This is a genomic window from Streptomyces composti (assembly GCF_012034205.1).
GTDB lineage: Bacteria > Actinomycetota > Actinomycetes > Streptomycetales > Streptomycetaceae > Streptomyces > Streptomyces composti.
Window position 1 is genome coordinate 22,488 of sequence record NZ_JAATEM010000001.1, and the last position, 21,085, is coordinate 43,572.

A 21,085-nucleotide genomic window follows, 5' to 3' on the forward strand; every position below is an offset into this window, starting at 1 on the left:
TCGGGTGGGACGCCGGGTACCCCGCGGGCGGCGGCTCAGCCCACCCGCCGGGTCGCGAACCCGGTGACGGTGGCCACCGCCGCGAGCACCGCCACGCTGGTCAGGGCGGCCGGCAGGCTGAACCAGTCGGCCATGAAGCCGATCGCGGGCGGCCCGAGCAGCATGCCGCCGTAGCCCAGGGTGGAGGCGGTGGCGACGCCGCTCGGTCCGGCCAGCGCACCGGCCCGCTCGACCGCCACCGGGAAGAGATTGGCGAGGCCGAGCCCGGTCACCGCGTAGCCGAGCAGGGCGGCCCACAGGGAGGGCGCCAGGGCACCCAGCAGCATGCCGGCGCAGGCGGTGGCGCCGCCCGCGACGACGGTCCGGGTCCGGCCCAGCCGTTCGAGCAGCGTGGTCCCGGTCAGCCGACCGGCGGTCATCGCCAGCGCGAAGCAGGAGTACCCGACGGCCGCCGCGCCCGCCGAGGCGCCGAGGTCCTGCTCCAGATGGAGCGCGCCCCAGTCCGCCAGGGCGCCCTCGCCGTACGCGGTGCACAGGGCGACGATCCCGAACACGATCACCAGGGCGCGGGTGCGCCGGTCCGGGCGAGGCGTCTCGGTCTGCTCCCGGCCGCGGTCCGCCGGGGTCAGCGGCTCGATCCGCAGTAGTGCGCGCCCGGCGACCGCGGTGACCGCGAGTCCGACGGCGGCCAGCAGCCACAGATGCCGGGTGGGGGTGAGCGAGCCGGCCACCAGGGCGCCCAGTCCCGCGCCGGTCATGCCGCCCAGGCTGAAGGCGGCGTGGAAGCTCGGCATGATCGGCCGCCGCAGCTGAGCGACCAGGTCGACGGCGGCGCTGTTGAACGCCACGTTGATCCCGCCGTAGGCGGCTCCGAACAGCAGCAGGACCGCGCCGAGCGCCGCTGCGGAGTGGGTCAGCGGGGGCAGCCCGACGCTGAGGCAGAGCAGTACCGCGCACACCACGGTGACCAGATGGCTGCCGTAGCGGCGGCAGAGCCTGCCGGTGAGGGTCATGGTGACGACGGCCCCCGCCGAGACGCCCAGCAGGGCGAGCCCGAGGGTGCTGGCCGAGGCCCCGGTCTGCTCCTTGACGGCGGGGATGCGGACCACCCAGCCGGCGAAGACGAAGCCGTCCAGGGCGAAGAATGCGGTCAGGGCGAGTCGGAGCCGGACGAGGTCCGAACCCGGCACGACGCTGTGCGAACGGGTTTTGTTTATTAGCGGCACAAACGCAGGCTAGGCGAGTGCCGTCACCGGGTGCAAGGGGGGCCGGAGCCGCCGGAAGCGGCCGCGACACGCCCACCGTGTGCCGCCATAGGGATGGGTTGTTAACCCGTGTGTACGTCCCGGATGGTGAGCCCCGGGCTTGTGCCTGACGTTGGATCACGTCGGACCCGGGTCAATCGTGCTGACGAGGAGTCAGCAGCCCGGTAGCCGATGGAAGGAATCCCAGATGCGCTCTGCTCGCATGGTGCTCGCCAGCGCGACGGCCACCGCGGCCCTCGCGATCGCCGCGCCCCTGGCCTACGCCGACCACACGGGTGACGGTGAGCACGACAAGTCTTCTTACAGCAAGGAGCACAAGAAGGACAGCAAGCACGACAAGCCCTACGGCGGAATGCACACGGGTGGCGGTGCTCTGTCGTCGGTGTCCGACAAGGACTGGGAGAAGGGCGACGACAAGTACGAGGACAAGAAGGAGGAGGGCAAGAAGCACGGCAAGCCGCACGGCGGTGTGCACACCGGTGGCGGCGCTCTCGCCCTGTCCACGGACAAGGACTGGGAGAAGGGTGACGACGAGGGCAAGAAGCACGGCAAGCCGCACGGCGGTGTGCACACCGGTGGCGGCGCTCTCGCCCTGTCCACGGACAAGGACTGGGAGAAGGGCGACGACAAGTACGAGGACAAGAAGGAGGAGGGCAAGAAGCACGGCAAGCCGCACGGTGGCGTGCACACCGGTGGCGGTGCCCTCGCCCTGTCCACGGACAAGGACTGGGAGAAGGGCGACGACAAGTACGAGGACAAGAAGGAGGAGGGCAAGAAGCACGGCAAGCCGCACGGCGGTGTGCACACCGGTGGCGGCGCTCTCGCCCTGAACAAGGACTGGAGCGGCGACGAGGGCGGCAAGTACGGCTCCTCCGAAACCTCCCGGGACAAGGAGTGGAAGCACGACAAGCCGAAGGGCGGCATGCACACGGGCGGCGGCGGCCTCGCCCAGCCGGGTGTGACCGCGGGCGGACTGGCCGCGCTGGCCTTCCTGGGCACCGGCATGTACGCGCTGCGCCGCAAGAAGGCAGCCGGAAGCGTGGCCTGAGCCATGCCTGACCACATAGCGGCCGGGGCCGCCCCTCGCGCGTGACGCGGCGGCGGCCCCGCCCGCCGAGCCGAACGTCGTGCCCGCTGCCGTGTCCGAGTGAGGTGGTCCCCCCGATGGCAGCCAGTCCCCTTGCCCCCGCAGACGACGAGCCGCCGAGAAGACGCCGACTGCGCGCCGCGATGACGGCGCTGTTCTGGGGTACGGCAGCCCTGGTGCTGGCGGTCAGCCTGGTGGGCGGCGGGGAGGAGCCCCCCGCCGACAACCATGTACCGCACGCTCCCCCCGCGGTGAGCGCCGAGAACTCCGTCGCCCCCCGGTTCGAGGAGTCCGCACCCTCGTCCGACGCGACGGCACCCGGCCGGCCCGCCCCGAGCGCCTCCGCCCCCAAGTCGATGCCGCGGTCCGAGCCCGTGCGGCTGCTCGTCCCCAAGATCGGCGTCGACGCCCCCTTCACGGACCTCGAGATCGGCGCCAACGGCCAGCTGGAGGCGCCCCCGCCGGACGACACCAACCTGGTCGGCTGGTTCGCCAAGGGCGCCACACCCGGAGAGCTCGGCACGTCGATCGTCGCCGGACACGTCGACACCAAGACCTCGCCCGCCGTCTTCGCCCGGCTGAGCGAACTCAAGAAGGGCGACCGCTTCCGGGTGGTGCGCAGGGACGGCAGCAAGGCGGTCTTCCAGGTCTACGGCAAGGAGTACTTCGCCAAGGACGACTTCCCCGACGACCGCGTCTACGCCGACACCCCGGACGCCCAGCTCCGGCTCATCACGTGCGCGGGGAGGTACGACCGCGCCGCCAAGGACTACACCGAGAACCTGGTGGTCTTCGCCCGGCTGGTGTGAGACGGGCGGGACAGCGGGACGGGGCGTGGTCCCGGCATCGCCACGCCCCGTCCGTCCTCCGCCGCCGCCCCGGCTGCCGGCCGGTGCGGCGGCGGACCACTGCCCTGCGCAGCTGCGGCCAGACCAGGAGCAGCACGACCACGGCGTACACCGTCACCGAGAACGGCGTGTTCACCAGACCCGTGACGCTGCCGTCGCTGATCTGCAGCGCACGCCGCAGCTGCTGCTCGGCGGCCGGGCCGAGGACGACACCGATGACGGCGGGCAGCACCGGCAGGCCGCAGCGCCGCATCCCGAACCCGATCAGACCGATGATCAGCAGCACCAGGTCGATCATCTCGCCGCCCACCGCGTACGCGCCGACCGCCGCGAAGAACAGGAACCGGCTTAGAGGGACGCCCGCGGTATGCGCAGCAGCTTCGCCCACACCGGCGCCAGCGGCAGGTTCAGGGCCGGCAGCAGGACCATGCCGACGAACAGGGAGGCGATCAGGCCCCACACCAGATCGGGTTCGCGTTCGAACAGCAGCGGGCCCGGCTGGGTCCCGTACTGCTGGAACGCGGCGGGCATCACCGCGGCGACCGCCGTGGTCGGCAGCCCGAGGGTCAGTATCGACACCAGCGTCCCCGCCGCCGAGGCCGACGCGGCCGATTCCGGGCCCGCCACGCCCTCGATGGCGCCCTTGCCCCACTCGTCCTTGTGCTTCGACAACCGCTTCTCGGTCACATACGACAGGAACGTCGGGATCTTTGCGCCGCCCGCCGGGACGGCGCCGAACGGGAAACCGACGAACGGGCCGCGCGCCCAGGACCTCCGGGTGCGCCGCACATCGTCGCGGCCCGGCCACGGCCGGCCGTCCGGGACCGGCTCCGGCGGGCGGCGCCGCAGATGCGCCGCTCAGTGGATGCGGTGGGAGGCGAAGGAGGCCGGGAAGCGGGCGGCGCCCACGGCCAGGGCGGTTGCCGCGCTGGCGATGCCGAGGACGGCGCCGGCGGCGACATCGCCCGGGTAGTGGACGCCCGTGTGGATGCGCGAGTAGCCGACCGCGCCCGCGAGCGCGCCCAGCGGCACGGAGGTGGCCGGGAGCACCGTGCCGACGGCCGTGGCGAAGGCGACCGCGGATGCCGTGTGGCCGGACGGGAAGCTCGCCGACGTCGGCATGGGCACGTGGCGGTCCACCGTCACCCGGGCCGCCTCGCGGTCCGGGCGTGCCCGCCGCACCAGCCGCTTGCCCAGGAGGTTCGCCGACGCCGAGGCCACCGCTATGGCGCCCACCCCGGCGAGCGCGGCCCGGCGCTGGCGGGCGCCGCCGAGAGCCAGCGCGCCCGCGATGGCGAACGAGATCTTGGAGTGGTCGGCGGCGTGCGAGAGACGCCGCAGCGCACGGTCGAGCGCGGGCGTCGGTGTGGCGGCGACGGCGGCGTACAGCGCGCCGTCCACCGCCCTCAGGTCGCTCAGCACGGAGGCCAGCGCGCGTCGGAGTCCGTCGGCGGGCGGTACGCGTGCCGTGAGCGGACGGGCGACGGCGTTGTCGGTGCTGGTCGGCTCGCTCATGTCTGTCTCCCGCGATGGCGATGTGCTGTGGCGGTCCGTGCGGTGGGTCCGGGAATCACCAGGTGCCCACGGTACGCGGGCTCCACCCCGCGCCCGCGTCGAGGGCACGCCGAGCACGCCGCCGGCGCATACCCCCTGCCCGTATGAGAATCCTGGGTCGATCGACTTGACTCCATACCCTAGGGGGGTATCGTGAGCTGCGTCGAGACCGGCCGACGGGGAGTCGGCGCCCGCATTGCGAGGAGAGACGGCCATGCAGACCGGAGTGAAGATCACCGCGTTCGCGGCGGCCCTGGCCGCGACCTTCGGCACGGCCTACGGCGTCGGTCAGGCGCTGGACCCGATCGCCGCCGAGCCCGCTCCCGCGCACGACAAGAAGCACACGGCCTCATCAGGGGCGGGGGAGAAGGGCGGGAGCGGTCACGGCGGTGGCCATGGCGGGCACGAGTCCACCCCGGCCGGCGGGCTGCAGATCTCCGAGGGCGGCTACACCCTCGACCTGCACACCCCGCGAGTGGCCGCGGGGGAGCGCAGTGAGCTGCGCTTCACCGTCCGGGACACCCGTGGCCGTGCCGTCACCGACTTCCGCCGGGTGCACGACAAGGAACTGCACCTCATCATCGCCTCGCGCGACCTGGGGACCTTCCGTCATCTGCACCCCAGCCGTGCCGCCGACGGCACCTGGAGCACCCCCGTGGACCTGCCGAAGGCCGGCGGCTACCGGGTGTTCGCCGACTTCACCCCGGAGCGCAAGCACGCCGAGAACCTCACCCTCGGTGCCGATCTCGCCGCCTCCGGCCCCTACCGGCCCCAGGAGCTGCCCAAGCCCCAGCGCATCGCCCGCGTCGACGGCTACGAGGTCGAGCTGAACGGCGACCTTCGGCCCGGCAGGCCCGGAGAGCTGCGCCTGACCGTCTCCCGCGACGGCAAGCCCGTCACCGACCTCCAGCCCTACCTGGGCGCGTACGGGCACCTGGTCGCCCTGCGCTCCGGCGACCTCGCCTATCTGCATGTGCACCCGAACGGCGAACCGGGCGACGGCAGCACCGAGCCCGGCCCGGACATCTCGTTCACGGCCACGGCGCCCAGCAGCGGCAACTACCGGCTGTTCCTGGACTTCAAGCACAACGGGGTCGTCCGCACCGCGGCGTTCACCGTCCACGCCGGCTGGACCACCGGCGACACCGCCGGCGGCCCGTCCGAGCCGGAGGAGCCGGGCACACCGGGCCACTCGGACGACGGCCACGGCCACTGAGCACGCGGGCCACCGGCCCCTTGAGGCTCCGGGCCCCTGCCGGGCGCCGGTCAGCCCAGCGCCCGGTCCAGGTTGAACGCCGCGCTGATCAGCGCCAGATGCGTGAACGCCTGCGGGAAGTTGCCCTGTTGCTCCCCGGTGCGGCCGATCTCCTCGGCGTACAGGCCGAGGTGGTTGGCGTAGGTGAGCATCTTCTCGAAGGCGAGCGTCGCCTCGTCGAGGCGCCCGGCGCGGGTCAGCGACTCCACGTACCAGAACGAGCAGATGGAGAACGTGCCCTCGTCGCCGCGCAGTCCGTCCGGACTCGCCCGCGGATCGTAGCGGTGGACCAGCGAGTCCGAGACCAGTTCCCCGGTGAGCGAGTCCAGCGTGGACAGCCACTTGGGGTCGGTCGGCGCGATGAACTTCGACAGCGGCATCATCAGCACCGCCGCGTCCAGCACGTCCCCCTCCTCCTGCTGCACGAACGCCCGGCGCTCCGGAGACCAGCAACGGCTCATGATCCGCCGGTAGATGGCGTCGCGGCTGGTCAGCCAGCGGCCGAGATCGGCGGGCAGGCCGCGCCGGTTGGCCATGCGGACCGCCCGCTCGATCGCCACCCAGCACATCAGCCGCGAGTAGAGGAAGTTCCTGCGCCCGCCGCGGGTCTCCCAGATGCCCTCGTCTGGCTGGTCCCAGTGGGCGCAGACCCAGTCGACCAGGGCGCACACGTTCTCCCACTGCTCGCTGGAGATCGGCTCGGCCCACTTGTCGTAGAGGTAGACGGAGTCGATCAGCGCCCCGTAGATGTCCAGCTGCAGCTGATCGGCGGCGGCGTTGCCGACCCGCACCGGCGCCGAACCCAGGTGGCCTTCCAGATGAGAGAGTTCCTGCTCGGCCAGATCCCTGCGGCCGTCGATCCCGTACATGATCTGCAGCGGCCCCGAGCCGCTGCCGTCGCCCGGGCTGATGTGCCGGGAGACGAACCCCATGAACGCCTTGGCCTCCTCGGTGAAGCCCAGCCGCAGCAGGGCGTACACGCAGAAGGCCGCGTCCCGCACCCAGACATGGCGGTAGTCCCAGTTGCGCTCCCCGCCGATCTCCTCGGGCAGGCTGGTGGTCGGGGCGGCCACGATCGCCCCGGTCGGCTCATAGGTGAGCAGCTTCAGGGTGAGCGCCGAGCGGTGCACCATCTCCCGCCAGCGGCCCCGGTAGCGGGAGGAGGCCAGCCAGCGCCGCCAGTACCGCACCGTCGCGGTGAACCGCTCCTCCGCCTCCGCGCCGGCGCATCCACGTGGCGGTACGTCACCGCCCACCTGGTCCAGCGCGAACACCGCCGCCTCGCCCTCGGCCAGCTTGAAGCCCGCCCGCACGTCCTGCCCCTCGCCCGCCAGGGGCACCGTCGCGGTGAGCGCCAGCGCCACGGTGCCGGCGTCGAAGACGGCCGTGCCGCCGGCCAGGTGCAGGGTGTGCGGCCGGGTGCCGTACTCGAACCGCGGGGCGACACGGGTACGGAAGGGCATCGAACCGCGCACGCACAGCACCCGCCGGATCAGCCGGTGCCTGCCCTCGCGGTCCGCCGCGCCCGGGACCGGCATGAAGTCCTGCACCTCACCGACGCCTTCCTCGGTGAAGAAGCGGGTGATCAGGACGTTGGTGTCGGGGAAGTAGAACTGCTTGGTGCGGGCGGGGACGGCCGCGGCCAGCTCGAAGCAGCCGCCGCGTTCGGCGTCGAGGATCGCGGCGAAGACGCTGGGCGAGTCGAAGGAGGGGCAGCAGTACCAGTCGATCGTGCCGTCGGTGCCCACCAGGGCCACGGTGCGCAGGTCGCCGATCAGCCCGTGATCGGCGATCGGCACGTACCGCCGCGTTCCGTACGGCCGGCGCTCACCGGCTGTCGCACTCATCGGGGCCTCCCGGACCCGCGCACGGGCCCTTCTGCCAGCTTAGGGCGGGTGCCGCGAGCACCGCTCGGCGTGCGAGGCCCGGCGCGGGACCGGAACCGGCGGCAGCACCCGGCCGCGCGCCGGCCGGACGCTCCCGGACAGCGGGACGTCCCGGACGGGCTCAGACCGCCAGGACGCGCAGCCCCGCCTCCTCGAAGCCGCGCACCGTCTCCGGGGCCGCCGAGGAGTCGGTGACCAGGGTGTGCACGGCCCCGGTCGCGCAGATCCGGGCGAACGCCCGCCGGCCCAGCTTGCTGGCGTCTGCGGCCACCACCACCCGCTCGGCGCGCTCGCACAGCATGCGGTTGATCGCCGCCTCGGCCTCGTCGTTGGCCGAGGTGCCGTGCTCGGGATCGAAACCGACGACACCGAGCACCGCCACGTCCAGGGCGAGCTGCCCCAGCACCCCGTCCGCCAGCGGCCCGATCAGCTCGTACGACTGAGCCCGGGCCACGCCACCGGTCACCACGATCTTGAACTGGGGTCGCACGGCGAGCTCGTTGGCGATGTTCAGGGCGTTCGTCACCACGGTCAGCGCGGGCGAACCGGAGCTGAGATCGCCGCGCACGGCGAGCGCCCGCGCCACCTCCGTGGTGGTCGTCCCGCCGGTCAGCCCGACCGTCTCCCCGGGCGCGACCAGATCCGCCACCGCCCTGGCGATGCGCTGCTTCTCGGAGGCGTGCCGCGCCGTCTTGTAGCGCAGCGGCAGCTCGTACGACACCCCGTGGACCACCGCGCCGCCCCGGGTGCGCACCAGCATCTGCTGCTCGGCCAGCTGGTCGAAGTCCCGGCGGATCGTCGCCGCGGACACCCCGAGCTCTCCGGCCGCGTCCTCCACGTCCAGCCGGCCGCGCTCCACGAGCAGTTCCAGCAGCGCCTTCCAGCGGGCGTCCCGCGACATCCACCCTCCCGTACCAGGCCCTGGCTCTGCGGCGACCCTAACGCACACCCGCGCCACGGGCCGCGGCTCCGCCGTTCCGGCGGCGGGGCGGCGGCCCGGGCATCAGGGGTACCGAAGGGACAGGCGCGCGACGGGGCCGCCCGCCCCGTGTCCCCCGGCGGGCGGGCGGCCCCGCGCCTGCGGACGTCCAGAGCTCAGAGGTGGCAGCGGCATCGTTCATTCGAAGAAGTAGCCGCGGCCTTCGCACCTGGACGCCCTGAACGGTAGCGGAGCACGCGTGCGAGCCGCATCGCATTTACGTACCGGACGCGCCCGGCAGCGCCTCGGCGCGGTGGAGCAGGGCATGCTTGATTCTGCTCAAAAAAAGCCTGTATCTTGCAAGAACAATCACTCGCCTCTGGGGGTACCGCATGACCCATGTCGAGACCGAACTGAGCAGCCAGCCGGAGTGCTGGACCCGCGCCGCCGCGCAGGCGGCCGAGCACGGCTCGGTACTGCCGGCGGCGGGGGAGCGGGTCGCGATCGTCGGCTGCGGCACCTCCTACTTCATGGCGCAGGCGATCGCCGCGCAGCGCGAGTCCGACGGCCAGGGCGAGACGGACGCCTTCCCCGCCTCCGAGTTCCCGCACGGCCGCACCTACGACCGCGTCCTCGCCCTCACCCGCTCCGGCACCACCACCGAAGTCCTCGACCTGCTGCGGACGTTGCGCGACCGCACCCGCACCACCGCCGTCACCGCCGATCCGGCCACCCCGGTGATGCAGCTGGCCCACGACACCGTCGTCCTCGACTACGCGGACGAACGGTCCGTCGTCCAGACCCGGTTCGCCACCACCGCCCTCACCCTGCTGCGCGCACACCTCGGCCTGCACTCCGACACCGTGGCCGAGGACGCGCGCACCGCCCTCGCCGAGCCCCTGCCCGGCAAGCTCGTCGAGTGCACCCAGTTCACCTTCCTCGGCCGCGGCTGGACCGTCGGCCTGGCCAACGAGGCCGGACTGAAGATGCGCGAGGCCGCGCTGGCCTGGACCGAGTCCTACCCGGCGATGGAGTACCGGCACGGCCCCATCAGCATCACCACCGAGGGCACGGCCACCTGGATGTTCGGCGAGGCCCCCGCAGGGCTGGCCGAGCAGGTCCGCGACACCGGCGGACTGTGGATCGAGGGCACCCTCGACCCGCTCGCCGAACTGGTCCGCGCCCAGCGGCTGGCGGTCGCCGTGGCCGCCGCCCGCGGCCTCGACCCGGACCACCCCCGCCACCTGACCCGCTCGGTCGTCCTCACGCCCTGACGCCCCGACCACACCTGGTCCCACCCGGCGTCGCTCCCCGGCACCGTCGACGAACAGGACACCCCGTGCCCCTCACCACCACCGGCGACCTCGTCACCCGAGCGGCCGCGGCACGCTCGGCGGTCGCCGCGTTCAACGTCATCACGCTGGAGCACATCGAGGCGGTCATCGCCGGCGCCGAGTCGGTGAACGCCCCCGTCGTCCTCCAGGTCAGCGAGAACGCCGTCAAGTTCCGCTACGGACGCCTGCATCCGCTGGCCCGCGCCGCCGTCACCGCCGCCGAACGCGCCACCGTGCCCGTCGCCCTGCACCTCGACCACGTCAAGAGCGACGCCCTGCTGCGCCAGGCGCCGGACGCCGGTTTCGGCTCCGTGATGTACGACGCGGCCGGCCTGCCCTACGCCGAGAACCTCGCCGCCACCCGCGCCGCAGCGGACTGGGCGCACGCCCGAGGACTGTGGATCGAGGCCGAGTTGGGGCAGATCGGCGGCAAGGACGGCAGGCCGCCCCTGGACGCCCACGCGCCCGGCGCCCGCACCGACCCCGACCAGGCCCGGGCGTTCGTCGCCGACTCCGGGGTGGACGCCCTGGCCGTCGCCATCGGCACCAGCCACGCCATGACCAGCCGCACCGCGGCCATCGACCGCACCCTGCTCGAACGCCTCTCCGCCGCCCTGGACGTCCCCCTCGTGCTGCACGGCTCCTCCGGCCTGCCGGACCCCGAACTGGCCGCGGCGGTCGCCGGCGGCATCACCAAGGTGAACGTGGGCACCGCCCTGAACATCGCGATGACCAGAGCGATCCGGGAGTACCTGGCGGCCCACCCGGAGGCGGTCGACTCGCGCAGCTATCTGACGGTGGGCCGCGACGCGATGACCCGGACCGTGGCCGCGCTCATCCGGGCCCTGGGACCGGCTCCGGCCGGGTCACCCTGACCCGACCCGGACGCCGGCCCGTTCCCGGCCTCAACTCTCCTGCAGCCGCCACGCCGTGAGCGCCAGCGAGGCCCGCACCAGCCCGGCCGGCTCGGCAAGGTCGAAACCGAGCACCTTGCCGATCTGCTCGAGGCGACGGGCGACGCTGCTGTGATGCAGATGCAGGACGTCCGCGGCCCGCCGCCGGGAGCCGGTGGCGCAGTAGGCCTGCAGCGTCGCCAGGTCCTCGGCGCTGGAGGCCACCCGCCCCACCGCCGCGATGTCCGCGTTCCGCCGCACCGCCTCCTGCGGCACCTCAGCCAGCAGCGCCAGCGAGCCCAGCCCCTCGTAGTGCACCACCGGCTGGTCCGCGGTGGCGAAACGCAGGGCGGTGCGCGCCTGCCGCCAGGCCAGATCGGGTCCGCTGTCCACGGCTCCGATCCCGGCTCGCACCCCGGACGGAAGCCGGTCCGTGTCCACCGTGGCCGCCAGGACGACGCCCACGTCCCCGAGCGGCGCCGCCTTCACCGGGCGGGCCGGGCACAGCAGGGCGCCGATCCGGTCCAGCGGCAGCCGGGAGCGCACGGCGACGACCCGCACCGGCAGATCCGGCGCGAAGCCCAGCAGCCGCAGCGCCCGCGCCCGGGCCGCGTCGTCGCTGCCGGAGCTGATCACCAGCTCGACCAGCGCGGGGTCGGCCATGGTGGTGTGCGCTGGGCCGTACCGCTCGGCGACGGCGGCCACGGCGATGGCCAGCCGCTCCAGGACGGCATCGTCCAGCGGGTTGGGCGGACCGGGCCGCTCCAGCCACACCGCGCCGATCTCCTCGTCGTCGAGCATGACCGGCGCGCTGCTGGACGCGGGGGAGGGCGGCACGGCCGGTTCGCTGCCGTCGGGCGAGGCACGGATCGTCCGCCCCGAGCCGTGCAGCCGGATCCCGGCCACGCACTCCGCGAGCCCCGCGGAGGCCCGCGCCAGCGCCGGAAGGTCCACCCGGCGCCGCATCAGCGTGTCGTAGAACATGACGACCCGGATCGTGCCCTGGGCCTCCGCGTCGAGGTGCGACAACCGCACGGCCAGTGCCTCCATGCCAGGAGGATAGGCGACAACCGGCGCACGGCAGGGGCCGGATACCCGACACCTGGCGGCTGACCGGAAGGGGGCCGGCCGGTCAGCATGGCGCCATGGATCCCGAACTCGAAGCATTCCTGCCGCTGTTCCCCAAGCCCGACCTGACCGACCCCGTCGCCGAACGCAAGAACCTCGCCGGGCTCGCCGCCTCGGTACCCGCGCCGGACACCTCCGGGATGCAGGTCGAGGACCGCACCGTCCCGGCCGGCCCCGGGGTGCCGGTACGGATCTACCGTCCGGACCATGCGCAGGGCGCCGTCCTCTGGCTGCACGGCGGCGGATTCGTCATGGGCGACGTGGACACCGAGCACCCGTGGGCCGGCCGGATCGCCGGACTCTGCGGCGCGGTGGTCGTCTCGGTGGGCTACCGGCTCGCGCCCGAGAACCCCTTCCCGGCCGCGCTGGACGACGCCTACGCCGCACTGACCTGGGCCGCCGGGAACGCGGCCGAACTGGGCTTCGACCCCGCGCGGCTCGCCGTCGGCGGCCACAGCGCCGGCGGCGGTCTGGCCGCCGCCGTGGCCCTGCGGGCACGCGACGAGCAGGGCCCGCCGATCTGCTTCCAGCTGCTCAACCAGCCCCAGCTCGACGACCGCCAGCAGACCTGGTCGGCGCAGAACTTCACCGACACCCCCTGGGCGACCCGGGACAAGATCAGCACCTCCTGGCGGCACTACCTGGGCTCGCGGACCGCCACGCCGTACGCCGCCCCGGCCCGCGCGGAGGACCTCTCCGGCCTGCCGCCCGCCTACCTCGCCACCGCGGAGCTGTGCCCCATGCGCGACGACGGCATCCTCTACGCGCTGCGCCTGCTCCAGGCGGGCGTCAGCGTCGAACTGCACCAGTGGCCCGGCACGTTCCACGGCTCCCAGGCGGTCCTCTCGGCCGATGTGTCCCAGCGGCAGATCGCCGAACTCGCCGGGGCCCTGCGCCGCGCCCTGGCCGGCTGAGGACGGGGACGGCCGATGACCACCACCAGCGCCACCACTCCCACACAGTCCTCGCAGTCCTCGCAGCCCTCGCAGTCCGATCAGTCCGCGCAGTCCGCCCGACCGTCCGTGGCCGGGCTGCTGCGGCCCTTCGGGCGGAGCTTCGCCGCGGTCGTCGCGCTCCAGGTCGCCGGCGCGGTCGCCGGACTGGCCCCGCTGCTGGCGGTCGCCGAGCTGGGGCGGACGCTGCTGTCGCCCGGACCGGTCGATGACGGTCACGTCCGCACCGTGGTGGCCGCGGGCGCCGCCGGACTGCTGCTCCACCTGCTGTGCACCACCGCCTCGTCCGGCATCGGGCACCTGCTCGACGGGCGGGTGCAGCTGGCGCTGCGCCGGCAACTGGCCGCACGGCTGGGACGCGTGCCGATCGGCTGGCTGGCCCGGCGCCGGACCGGCGAGCTCGCCAAGGTGGTGGGCGACGACGTCGGCGCCGTGCACCCGTTCATCGCCCACACACCCGGCGAACTCACCTCCGCCTTCGTCGTGCCGCTGATCTCGCTGGTCTACCTGTGCACCGTCGACTGGCGGCTCACCCTGATCACCCTGGCCCCGGTGATCCTGGCGGTGGCGCTGGTGCCGCTGATGCTCACCCCGGCACGGCAGCGCGAGGAGCGGGACCGCGACGCGGCCATGGGCCGGATCGCCGACGCGGCCGTCGAGTTCGTGCAGGGCATCGCCGTCGTCAAGACGTTCGGCGGCGCCGGCCGCGCCCACCGCGCCTTCCGCACGGCCACCGACGAGTTCACGGAGGTCTTCCACCGCTTCGTGCGAGGACTGGCCGGGACCGCCGCCGCCATGCAGACCCTGCTCTCCCCGCCGTTCGTGCTGCTGGCCGTGCTCACCGGCGGCACCGCACTCATCACCGGAGGCGGTATGCCGCCGGCCGACCTGCTGCCCTTCCTGCTGCTGGGCCTCGGACTCACCGCTCCGGTGGCGGCCCTCGGCCACGGCTTCGACGACATGCGGGCGGCACACCAGGCGTTGCGGCGCATCCGTGACGTCCTCGCGGTCCCGCCGCTGCCCCAGCCGGCCCGGCCCGCCGTGCCCCGGGGCCACCGGGTCGAACTGCGCGGCGTGCGCTTCGGCTACGAGGACGGACACGAGGTGCTGCGCGGCGTCGATCTGGTGCTCGAGCCCGGCACGATCACCGCGCTGGTCGGCCCCTCGGGCAGCGGCAAGTCCACGCTCGTCCGGCTGCTTCCGCGGTTCTTCGACCCGGGCCACGGCTCGGTGCTGCTCGGCGGGGCCGACCTGCGCGACCTGGACAGCCGGGAGCTCGGCCGCGCCGTGTCCTTCGTCTTCCAGGACATGCGCCTGCTGCGCGCGTCGGTGGCGGAGAACATCGCCCTGGCGGTGCCGCACGCCGCGCCCGGGGACGTGGAGCGCGCGGCCAGGGCGGCCCACATCCACGACCGCATCCTCCAACTGCCGCGCGGCTACGACACGGTGCTCGGCGAGGAGGCCGCGCTCTCCGGCGGCGAGGCGCAGCGGATCGCCCTGGCCCGCGCCCTGCTCGCCGACACACCCGTCCTGGTCCTCGACGAGGCCACCGCCTTCGCCGACCCGCGTACCGAGCTGGCGGTGCGCCGCACCCTGACCTCCCTCGGGGAGGACCGCACGGTGCTGGTCATCGCCCACCGGCTCGAGACGGCGCGGGCCGCGGACACCGTCGTGGTACTGCGGGACGGACGGATCGTCGAACGCGGCACCCCGGACGAACTGCTCGTGGAGCAGGGGGAGTTCACCGCGCTGTGGCAGTCCGGCCGGGCCGGGGAGGTCCGGACGGGGACCACCGCACGCGCCGGCCGCACGGCGCGGACGACACCCCGCGCGACGACGCCCGGAACGACGCACGGACCCGCACGAGGAGAGGACGACCGATGATCCGCACGCTGTTCCGCGTCCTGGGGGACCGGTACGCCCGGCCCGTGCGCCGCACCGTGGCCCTGATGACGGCGGCCGCGATCGTGGAGGGACTCTCCTACGCCCTGCTGGTCCCGGTGCTGCGGTCCCTCTTCGGCAGCAGTCCCCACGACGCCTGGCCCTGGCTGGCCGTCTTCGCCGCGGCCATCGCCGTCTGCGCGGTGCTGCGTTACATCAGCGACCTGTCCGGCTTCCGCGTCGGGACCACGCTGCTGCGCGGGGTGTACCACCGCCTCGGCGACCACCTCGCCCGGCTGCCCCTCGGCTGGTACGACACCGCCCGGGTCGGGGAGGTGTCCGTGCTCGCGGGCCAGGGCGTCCTGCGGGCGCTGAGCGTGATCGCGCATCTGCTGGCACCGCTGATCTCCGCCTGCGTCACCCCGCTGACCACCGTCGCCGTGATGCTCGCCCTCGACTGGCGGCTCGGGCTGGCAGCGCTGGCCGCCGTGCCGCTCGTGGTGCTGGTGCACCGGTGGACGGGACGGGCGACGGCCGCCGCGGACGAGGAGCGCGCCGCCCGCGACCGGGACGCCACCGACCGCGTCGTCGAGTACCTCCAGGCCCAGCCGGTGCTGCGGGCGGGCGGCAGGACCACCGAACGCTTCCACCTGCTCGACGCGTCCCTGCAGCGGGTCGAGCGCTCCTCCCGCCGCTCCGCGCGGGCCGTGGTGCCCGGCGCGCTGGGCCTGACCTTCACGGTGCAGGCGGTGTTCACCGCGCTGCTGGTCCTGGGCGCCCACCTGGCCCTCGGCGGGCAGGTGGGAACGGCTCAGGTCCTCACCGTCCTGGTGCTGGCCGCACGCTGTGCCGACCCGCTGCTCTCACTGGGGCACCTCGGCGGCCGGCTGCGCGGCGCACGCGCCGAACTGGCCCGGCTGGAGACGCTGCTGGACACACCGCCGCTGCCCGAACCCCGCCGTCCGGTGAAACCCCGGAGGCACGACGTCGAGTTCGACTCGGTGGTCTTCCGGCGCGACGGCCGCACCGTGCTGGACGGGGTGTCGCTGACCGTGCCGCAGGGGCAGCGCCTCGCCGTCGTCGGACCGTCCGGCGCGGGCAAGACCACGCTGCTGCACCTGCTCGCCCGCTTCCACGACGCCGACTCCGGCGCCGTGCGCCTGGGCGGAGCGGACGTCCGCGCCGTCGGCACCGAGGAGCTGATGTCCCGCATCGCCGTCGTCTTCCAGGACGTGTACCTCTTCGAGGGCACCATCGAGGAGAACGTCCGTCTCGGCCGGCCCGACGCCACCGGGAGCGAGCTGCGGGCGGCGGCCGCCGCGGCACGGCTGGACGAGGTGGTGGACCGCCTGCCCGGCGGATGGCAGACCCGTGTCGGCGAGGGCGGCGCCCGGCTGTCCGGCGGCGAACGCCAGCGTGTGTCGATCGCCCGGGCGCTGCTGAAGGACGCGCCCGTCGTGCTGCTGGACGAGGTGACCTCGGCCCTCGACCCGGTCAACGAGGCGGCCGTGAACGAGGGGATCGAGCGGCTGCTGCGGGGCCGCACGGTGGTGATGGTGGCGCACCGGCTGAGCACCGTCGAACGCGCCGACCGCGTCGCCTTCCTCGACGGCGGCCGGATCGCCGAGCAGGGCGACCACCGGGAGCTGCTGGCCCGCGGCGGACGCTACGCCGCCTTCTGGTCGGACGCGCTCACCGTCGCTTCACGGCCCTGAGCACCACGAACTTCGGGTCGCTCGCCACCACTTCGCTGTTGCCGAACAGGCGGCGCAGCCGCACGTGGTAGCCGAGGTGGCGGTTGCCGACGACCCACAGCTCGCCGCCCGGGCGCAGCGTGCGCCGGGCGTCGGCGAACATGCGGCGGGCGGTGATGTCGGTGGTCGCCTGGTGGGAGTGGAACGGCGGATTGTTCAGCACCAGGTCGACGCTGCCCGCCGCCACCCCGGCCAGGCCGTCACCGACCCGGAACTCCGCATGCCCCGGAACGCCGTTCACCCGGTGGGTGTCCTGCGCGGACGCCACCGCCTGGAAGGACTCGTCCACGAACAGCACCTCGGCCCGCGGCTGCGCCAGCGCCACCGCCGTCCCGACCACACCGTTGCCGCAGCCGAGGTCCACCACCCGCCTGCCGTCCGGCACGTCCGGCAGGTGCTTGAGGAAGAAGCGGGTGCCGATGTCGAGCCGGTCCGCGCAGAACACCCCCGCGTGATTGACCACCGTCCGGCCGGAGACGACGCCGACGTCGCCGGGCAGGGTGTAGCGGTACGGCCAGGGGCTGGCGGGGCGGTCCAGCGCGGGGTCGGGCTCGCAGAAGATCAGCCGGGCCTTCTTCTCGGCCAGCGAGGTACGGGTCGGGCCGAGGATCCGCTCGAACAGGCGCAGCGTGGAGGTGTGGATCTCCTTGACCATGCCGGTGCCGACGACGACCGTGTCCGCGTGCACGGCGGGCGCGAGCCGGAGCAACTGGTCCTCGAGGAGCGCCAGGCTCTTCGGCACCCGCACCAGCAGCACGTCGATCCGCCCCGGCGGGTCGTCCTGCGTGGTCAGCAGCCGCACCGTCCCCGGCCCCACACCGTTGCGCGCCAGATTCGCGCGGGTCGCCTCCTGCCCCAGCCAGGAGTCGGTGATCTGCACCGGCCGGTGCTCCGCCAGCGCGGTGACCAGCGCACCCCACCGGTCACCGAGCACCACGACCGTCCCCGACAGCGGCACCCGCTCCCGGTCGAGATGCCGCAGCAGATACTCGTCGGAGGCGTCCCAGGCGCGCAGCCGGTCCCGGGGATCCTCGGGGAAGCGGGTCAGCAGCCGGTCGCCCCACGGCGTCGTCATACGGTCGTCCATCGTGCCGCCCAGGCTAGCGGAACCGCAGCTCAGCCCTTGTCCGGGCGGACTGCGGGCAGGATGGGCACATGGACGGCGAACTGTTCCCCAGGGCACCCGCCGAGCTCGCGCCCGGCGCCGTGCACGTACCCGGCTGGCTGGACGCACGGGCCCAGCGGGACCTGCTGCGGGCCTGCCGGGAGTGGGCCCGGCCGCCCGCCGGACTGCGCACCGTGCACACCCCGGGCGGCGGCACCATGTCCGCCCGCCAGGTGTGCCTCGGATGGCACTGGTACCCCTACGGCTACGCCAGGACCGCCGTCGACGGCGACGGCGCCCCCGTCAAGCCCTTCCCCGACAGCCTCGGCGAACTGGGCCGCCGCGCGGTCGCCGACACCCTCGGCGACGAGGCCGCGCGGACCGCCGCCTACGACATCGCGCTCATCAACTACTACGACGGCGACGCCCGGATGGGCATGCACCGCGACAGCGACGAGAAGGCCGACGCCCCCGTGGTGTCCCTCAGCCTCGGCGATTCCTGCGTCTTCCGCTTCGGCGACACCGAGACCAGGACCGGCCCCCGCACGGACGTCGAACTGCGCAGCGGTGACCTGTTCGTGTTCGGCGGGCCCTCCCGGTTCGCCTACCACGGGGTGCCCAAGGTGCTGCCGGGCACCGCGCCGCCCGGGCTGGGGCTGACCGGAAGGCTCAACATCACGCTCCGGGTCAGCGGGTTGTAGCGTGCCCGCGATCTCCTGCGGTTCGCGGATCATGGGAGACTCACCCCCATGAGCGGGAAGGCGGACCCCCGGCCGGCGGGGGAAGGGACGACCTCGAGGACACGGCTCGACCGGGGACGCGGCGCGCTGGGCCCCGCGCTGGAACTCGTGCACACCGGACGGGCCCCGACCCGTGCGGTCCTCACCGCCGAACTCGGCGTGACCCGCGCGACGGCCGGCGCGGTCGCCGCCGAGCTGGAGGCCCTCGGGCTGATCCGGGTCGACGCGCGGCCGGGCGTCCACCCGGCCGGATCCCAGGGACGGCCCTCGCACCGGCTGTCGATCGCCGAGGACGGGCCGGTCGCACTCGCCGCGCAGGTGCACGCCGACGGCTTCCGGGCCGCCCTCGTCGGGCTCGGCGGCCGGATCGTCGCCACCACACCCGGCTGCGAGGTGATCGACGCCGACCCGGCGAAGGTGCTCGGCTCTGTCGTCTCGGCCGGTGCCGAACTGCTCCGCGAGACCGGACGCCGCTGCGTGGGCGCGGGCCTCGCCGTGCCCTCGGCGGTGGCCGAACCGGAGGGCCTCGCCCTCAACCCGCTGCACCTGGCCTGGCCCGCCGGTGCCCCGGTGCGGGAGATCTTCGCCGAACAGGTGCGGGCCGCCGGTCTCGACGGGCCCGCCTTCGCCGCCAACGACATCAACCTCGCCGCCCTCGCCGAACACCGGCACGGCGCCGGGCGCGGCTCCCGCGACCTGCTGTGCGTGGCCACCGGACACCGGGGCGTGGGCGGCGCGCTGGTGCTCGACGGGCGTCTGCACACCGGCAGTTCGGGCCTGGCCCTGGAGGTCGGCCATCTCACCGTCAACCCCGAGGGCCGCCCCTGCCACTGCGGCAGCCGCGGCTGCCTGGACGTCGAGGCCGACCCGCTGGCCCTGCTCACCGCCGCCGGACGCGAACCGGGACCCGAGATGTCCCTGCTGAGGCAGGCGGAGGAACTGATCCGCCATCACTACGACGACCCGGACGTGCGCACCGCCACCGAGACCCTGATCGACCGGCTCGGCCTCGGCCTCGCCGGGCTGGTGAACATCCTCAACCCGGACCGGATCGTCCTCGGCGGGCTGCACCGCACCCTCCTGGAGGCCGACCCCGAGCGGCTGCGCGCCGTCGTCGCCGACCGCAGTCTGTGGGGCCGCAGCGGCGGCGTCCCCATCCTGCCCAGCAGCCTGGACCACAACAGCCTGGTCGGGGCCGCCGAACTGGCCTGGCAGCCGGTCCTCGACGACCCGCTCGGCGCACTGACCTGAGCCGGGGACCGGGACACCCGTGCGCTTCTCACGAGCGGGCCCGACCGCGCGCACGAGCCCCGGGCTGCACCGACTCGACGGACCCTACGAGCCCGGGCTGACACGACGGACCGTACGAGCCCGGAACCGCACCGACACGGATGCGCGCAAGAGCGCGCCGACGGCCTCTCCGCCGAGCAGAATGGCCCGGAGCACCCGACGCGCGGCACCGGACTCCGCCCCCGGGCGGGCCCGTGTGCCGCGCGCAGGCACTCAGCGTCCGCGACGACAGAAGGCCGAGGGCATGACCGACAAGCTCACCGTGAGCGTTCTGGGCACCGGCATCATGGGCGCGGCGATGGCCCGCAACATCGCCCGGGCCGGCTACCACCTCCGCGTCTGGAACCGCACCCGCGCCAAGGCCGAGCCACTGGCCGCCGACGGCGCCCTGGTCGCCGGCACTCCCGCCGAGGCGGTCGACTCCGCCGACGTGGTGCTCACCATGCTGCACGACGGACCGGTCACCCTGGAGACCATGCGTGCGGCGGCGCCCGCCCTGCGCCCCTCCACCGTCTGGGCGCAGTCCGCGACGGCCGGGCTCGACGGCGTCGCCGAACTGGCCGCCTTCGCCCGCGAGCACGGCCTGCTCTTCTACGACGCCCCGGTCCTCGGCACGCGTGGCCCCGCCGAGGCCGGTGAGCTGACCGTCATCGCGGCAGGCCCCCTCCAGGGCAGGGACATCGTCACCGCCGTGTTCGACGCCGTCGGCTCCCGCACGGTGTGGACCGGCGAGGACGGCGCCGAGGCGAGCGCCACCCGGCTGAAGCTGGTGGCCAACAGCTGGGTGCTCGCGGCCACCACGGCCACGGGCGAGGCACTCGCCCTCGCCCGCGCGCTCGGCGTCCACCCCGGCGACTTCCTGGACCTGATCGCCGGCGGCCCTCTCGACATGCCCTACCTGCACGCCAAGGCCGGTCTCCTGATCGGCGGCGAGCTGTCCCCGGCCCAGTTCGCCGTGACCACGGCGGCCAAGGACGCCCGGCTGATCGTGCAGGCCGCGGAGCAGCACGGTGTGCGCCTGGACGTGGCCGCGGCGAGCGCCGCCCGCATGGAACGCGCCGCCGCCCTGGGACACGGCGACGAGGACATGACGGCCGCGTACTACGCCAGCTTCGACCAGGACCCGACCGCCTGACCCGGGCAGCCCCACCCCGCCCGGTCCCTGTCCGTTCCCGCCACCCACGTACCCGCCC

Annotated in this window: 17 protein-coding genes and 1 pseudogene; 11 read left to right on the forward strand and 7 right to left on the reverse strand. The window is 74.0% G+C overall.

Annotation, left to right across the window (positions count from 1 at the left end; all coding sequences use genetic code 11):
* Nucleotides 1–35: 35 nt before the first annotated feature.
* Nucleotides 36–1,190: an MFS transporter gene (locus HCJ93_RS00130; protein WP_167989970.1), complete on the reverse strand. Its 1,155-nt coding sequence runs from the start codon at nucleotides 1,188–1,190 to the stop codon at nucleotides 36–38.
* A 262-nt stretch (nucleotides 1,191–1,452) separates the two neighbouring features.
* On the opposite strand from HCJ93_RS00130, the gene HCJ93_RS00135 reads away from it, so the two are divergent.
* Complete coding sequence (locus HCJ93_RS00135) at nucleotides 1,453–2,313, forward strand: hypothetical protein (RefSeq protein ID WP_240967378.1); 861 nt, start codon at nucleotides 1,453–1,455, stop codon at nucleotides 2,311–2,313.
* Nucleotides 2,314–2,429: 116 nt separating this feature from the next.
* On the forward strand, nucleotides 2,430–3,161 hold the full coding sequence (locus HCJ93_RS00140; RefSeq protein WP_373563534.1) for a class F sortase: 732 nt from the start codon (nucleotides 2,430–2,432) through the stop codon (nucleotides 3,159–3,161).
* Here the strand turns inward: HCJ93_RS00140 and HCJ93_RS00145 are convergent.
* Nucleotides 3,085–4,058 (reverse strand): annotated as a pseudogene (locus tag HCJ93_RS00145) (tripartite tricarboxylate transporter permease); the annotation flags it as partial. The gene HCJ93_RS00140 and the pseudogene HCJ93_RS00145 overlap by 77 nt on opposite strands.
* Nucleotides 4,059–4,715, reverse strand: a complete 657-nt coding sequence (locus HCJ93_RS00150) for a phosphatase PAP2 family protein (protein WP_167989971.1) — start codon at nucleotides 4,713–4,715, stop codon at nucleotides 4,059–4,061.
* 253 nt (nucleotides 4,716–4,968) lie between these two features.
* Here HCJ93_RS00150 and HCJ93_RS00155 point away from each other — a divergent pair, with 253 nt between their 5' ends.
* Nucleotides 4,969–5,970 carry a DUF8832 domain-containing protein gene (locus HCJ93_RS00155; RefSeq protein WP_167989972.1) on the forward strand — a complete coding sequence of 334 codons (1,002 nt, stop codon included), beginning with the start codon at nucleotides 4,969–4,971 and terminating at the stop codon, nucleotides 5,968–5,970.
* A gap of 50 nt (nucleotides 5,971–6,020) precedes the next feature.
* On the opposite strand, the gene HCJ93_RS00160 is transcribed toward HCJ93_RS00155, so the two are convergent.
* Nucleotides 6,021–7,856 (reverse strand): glycoside hydrolase family 15 protein, encoded by a 1,836-nt coding sequence (locus tag HCJ93_RS00160; protein ID WP_167989973.1) that lies wholly within the window; start codon nucleotides 7,854–7,856, stop codon nucleotides 6,021–6,023.
* Nucleotides 7,857–8,016: 160 nt separating this feature from the next.
* Nucleotides 8,017–8,796 (reverse strand): DeoR/GlpR family DNA-binding transcription regulator, encoded by a 780-nt coding sequence (locus tag HCJ93_RS00165; RefSeq protein WP_167989974.1) that lies wholly within the window; start codon nucleotides 8,794–8,796, stop codon nucleotides 8,017–8,019.
* A 410-nt stretch (nucleotides 8,797–9,206) separates the two neighbouring features.
* Between HCJ93_RS00165 and HCJ93_RS00170 the strand changes: the two genes are divergently transcribed.
* Entirely contained in the window at nucleotides 9,207–10,088 is an 882-nt protein-coding gene (locus tag HCJ93_RS00170; RefSeq protein WP_167989975.1) for an SIS domain-containing protein, read from the forward strand.
* A gap of 65 nt (nucleotides 10,089–10,153) precedes the next feature.
* Complete coding sequence (locus HCJ93_RS00175; RefSeq protein ID WP_167989976.1) at nucleotides 10,154–11,023, forward strand: class II fructose-bisphosphate aldolase; 870 nt, start codon at nucleotides 10,154–10,156, stop codon at nucleotides 11,021–11,023.
* Nucleotides 11,024–11,053: 30 nt separating this feature from the next.
* Here the strand turns inward: HCJ93_RS00175 and HCJ93_RS00180 are convergent, their stop codons facing one another.
* Nucleotides 11,054–12,091 carry a PucR family transcriptional regulator gene (locus tag HCJ93_RS00180; protein ID WP_167989977.1) on the reverse strand — a complete coding sequence of 346 codons (1,038 nt, stop codon included), beginning with the start codon at nucleotides 12,089–12,091 and terminating at the stop codon, nucleotides 11,054–11,056.
* 95 nt (nucleotides 12,092–12,186) lie between these two features.
* Here HCJ93_RS00180 and HCJ93_RS00185 point away from each other — a divergent pair, with 95 nt between their 5' ends.
* Genes HCJ93_RS00185 through HCJ93_RS00195 form a run of 3 tightly spaced genes read left to right on the forward strand, consistent with a single transcriptional unit; the run spans nucleotide 12,187 to nucleotide 16,718 of the window.
* Entirely contained in the window at nucleotides 12,187–13,083 is an 897-nt protein-coding gene (locus tag HCJ93_RS00185; RefSeq protein ID WP_167989978.1) for an alpha/beta hydrolase, read from the forward strand.
* 15 nt (nucleotides 13,084–13,098) lie between these two features.
* Nucleotides 13,099–15,006, forward strand: a complete 1,908-nt coding sequence (locus HCJ93_RS00190) for an ABC transporter ATP-binding protein (RefSeq protein ID WP_167989979.1) — start codon at nucleotides 13,099–13,101, stop codon at nucleotides 15,004–15,006.
* A complete protein-coding gene (locus HCJ93_RS00195; RefSeq protein ID WP_167989980.1) occupies nucleotides 15,003–16,718 on the forward strand; it encodes an ABC transporter ATP-binding protein in 1,716 nt (571 codons plus the stop codon). The genes HCJ93_RS00190 and HCJ93_RS00195 overlap by 4 nt, the downstream gene beginning before the upstream one ends.
* Here HCJ93_RS00195 and HCJ93_RS00200 read toward each other — a convergent pair.
* A complete protein-coding gene (locus tag HCJ93_RS00200; protein WP_167990371.1) occupies nucleotides 16,696–17,832 on the reverse strand; it encodes a methyltransferase in 1,137 nt (378 codons plus the stop codon). The two genes, HCJ93_RS00195 and HCJ93_RS00200, sit on opposite strands and share 23 nt — an antisense overlap.
* Before the next feature lie 80 nt (nucleotides 17,833–17,912).
* On the opposite strand from HCJ93_RS00200, the gene HCJ93_RS00205 reads away from it, so the two are divergent.
* The 3 genes from HCJ93_RS00205 to HCJ93_RS00215 all read left to right on the forward strand — a co-directional run bounded on the left by HCJ93_RS00205 (nucleotide 17,913) and on the right by HCJ93_RS00215 (nucleotide 21,027).
* Complete coding sequence (locus HCJ93_RS00205) at nucleotides 17,913–18,563, forward strand: alpha-ketoglutarate-dependent dioxygenase AlkB family protein (protein WP_167989981.1); 651 nt, start codon at nucleotides 17,913–17,915, stop codon at nucleotides 18,561–18,563.
* Nucleotides 18,564–18,611: 48 nt separating this feature from the next.
* Nucleotides 18,612–19,853, forward strand: a complete 1,242-nt coding sequence (locus HCJ93_RS00210) for an ROK family protein (protein ID WP_167989982.1) — start codon at nucleotides 18,612–18,614, stop codon at nucleotides 19,851–19,853.
* Nucleotides 19,854–20,136: 283 nt separating this feature from the next.
* Nucleotides 20,137–21,027 (forward strand): NAD(P)-dependent oxidoreductase, encoded by an 891-nt coding sequence (locus tag HCJ93_RS00215; RefSeq protein WP_167989983.1) that lies wholly within the window; start codon nucleotides 20,137–20,139, stop codon nucleotides 21,025–21,027.
* Nucleotides 21,028–21,085: the final 58 nt, after the last annotated feature.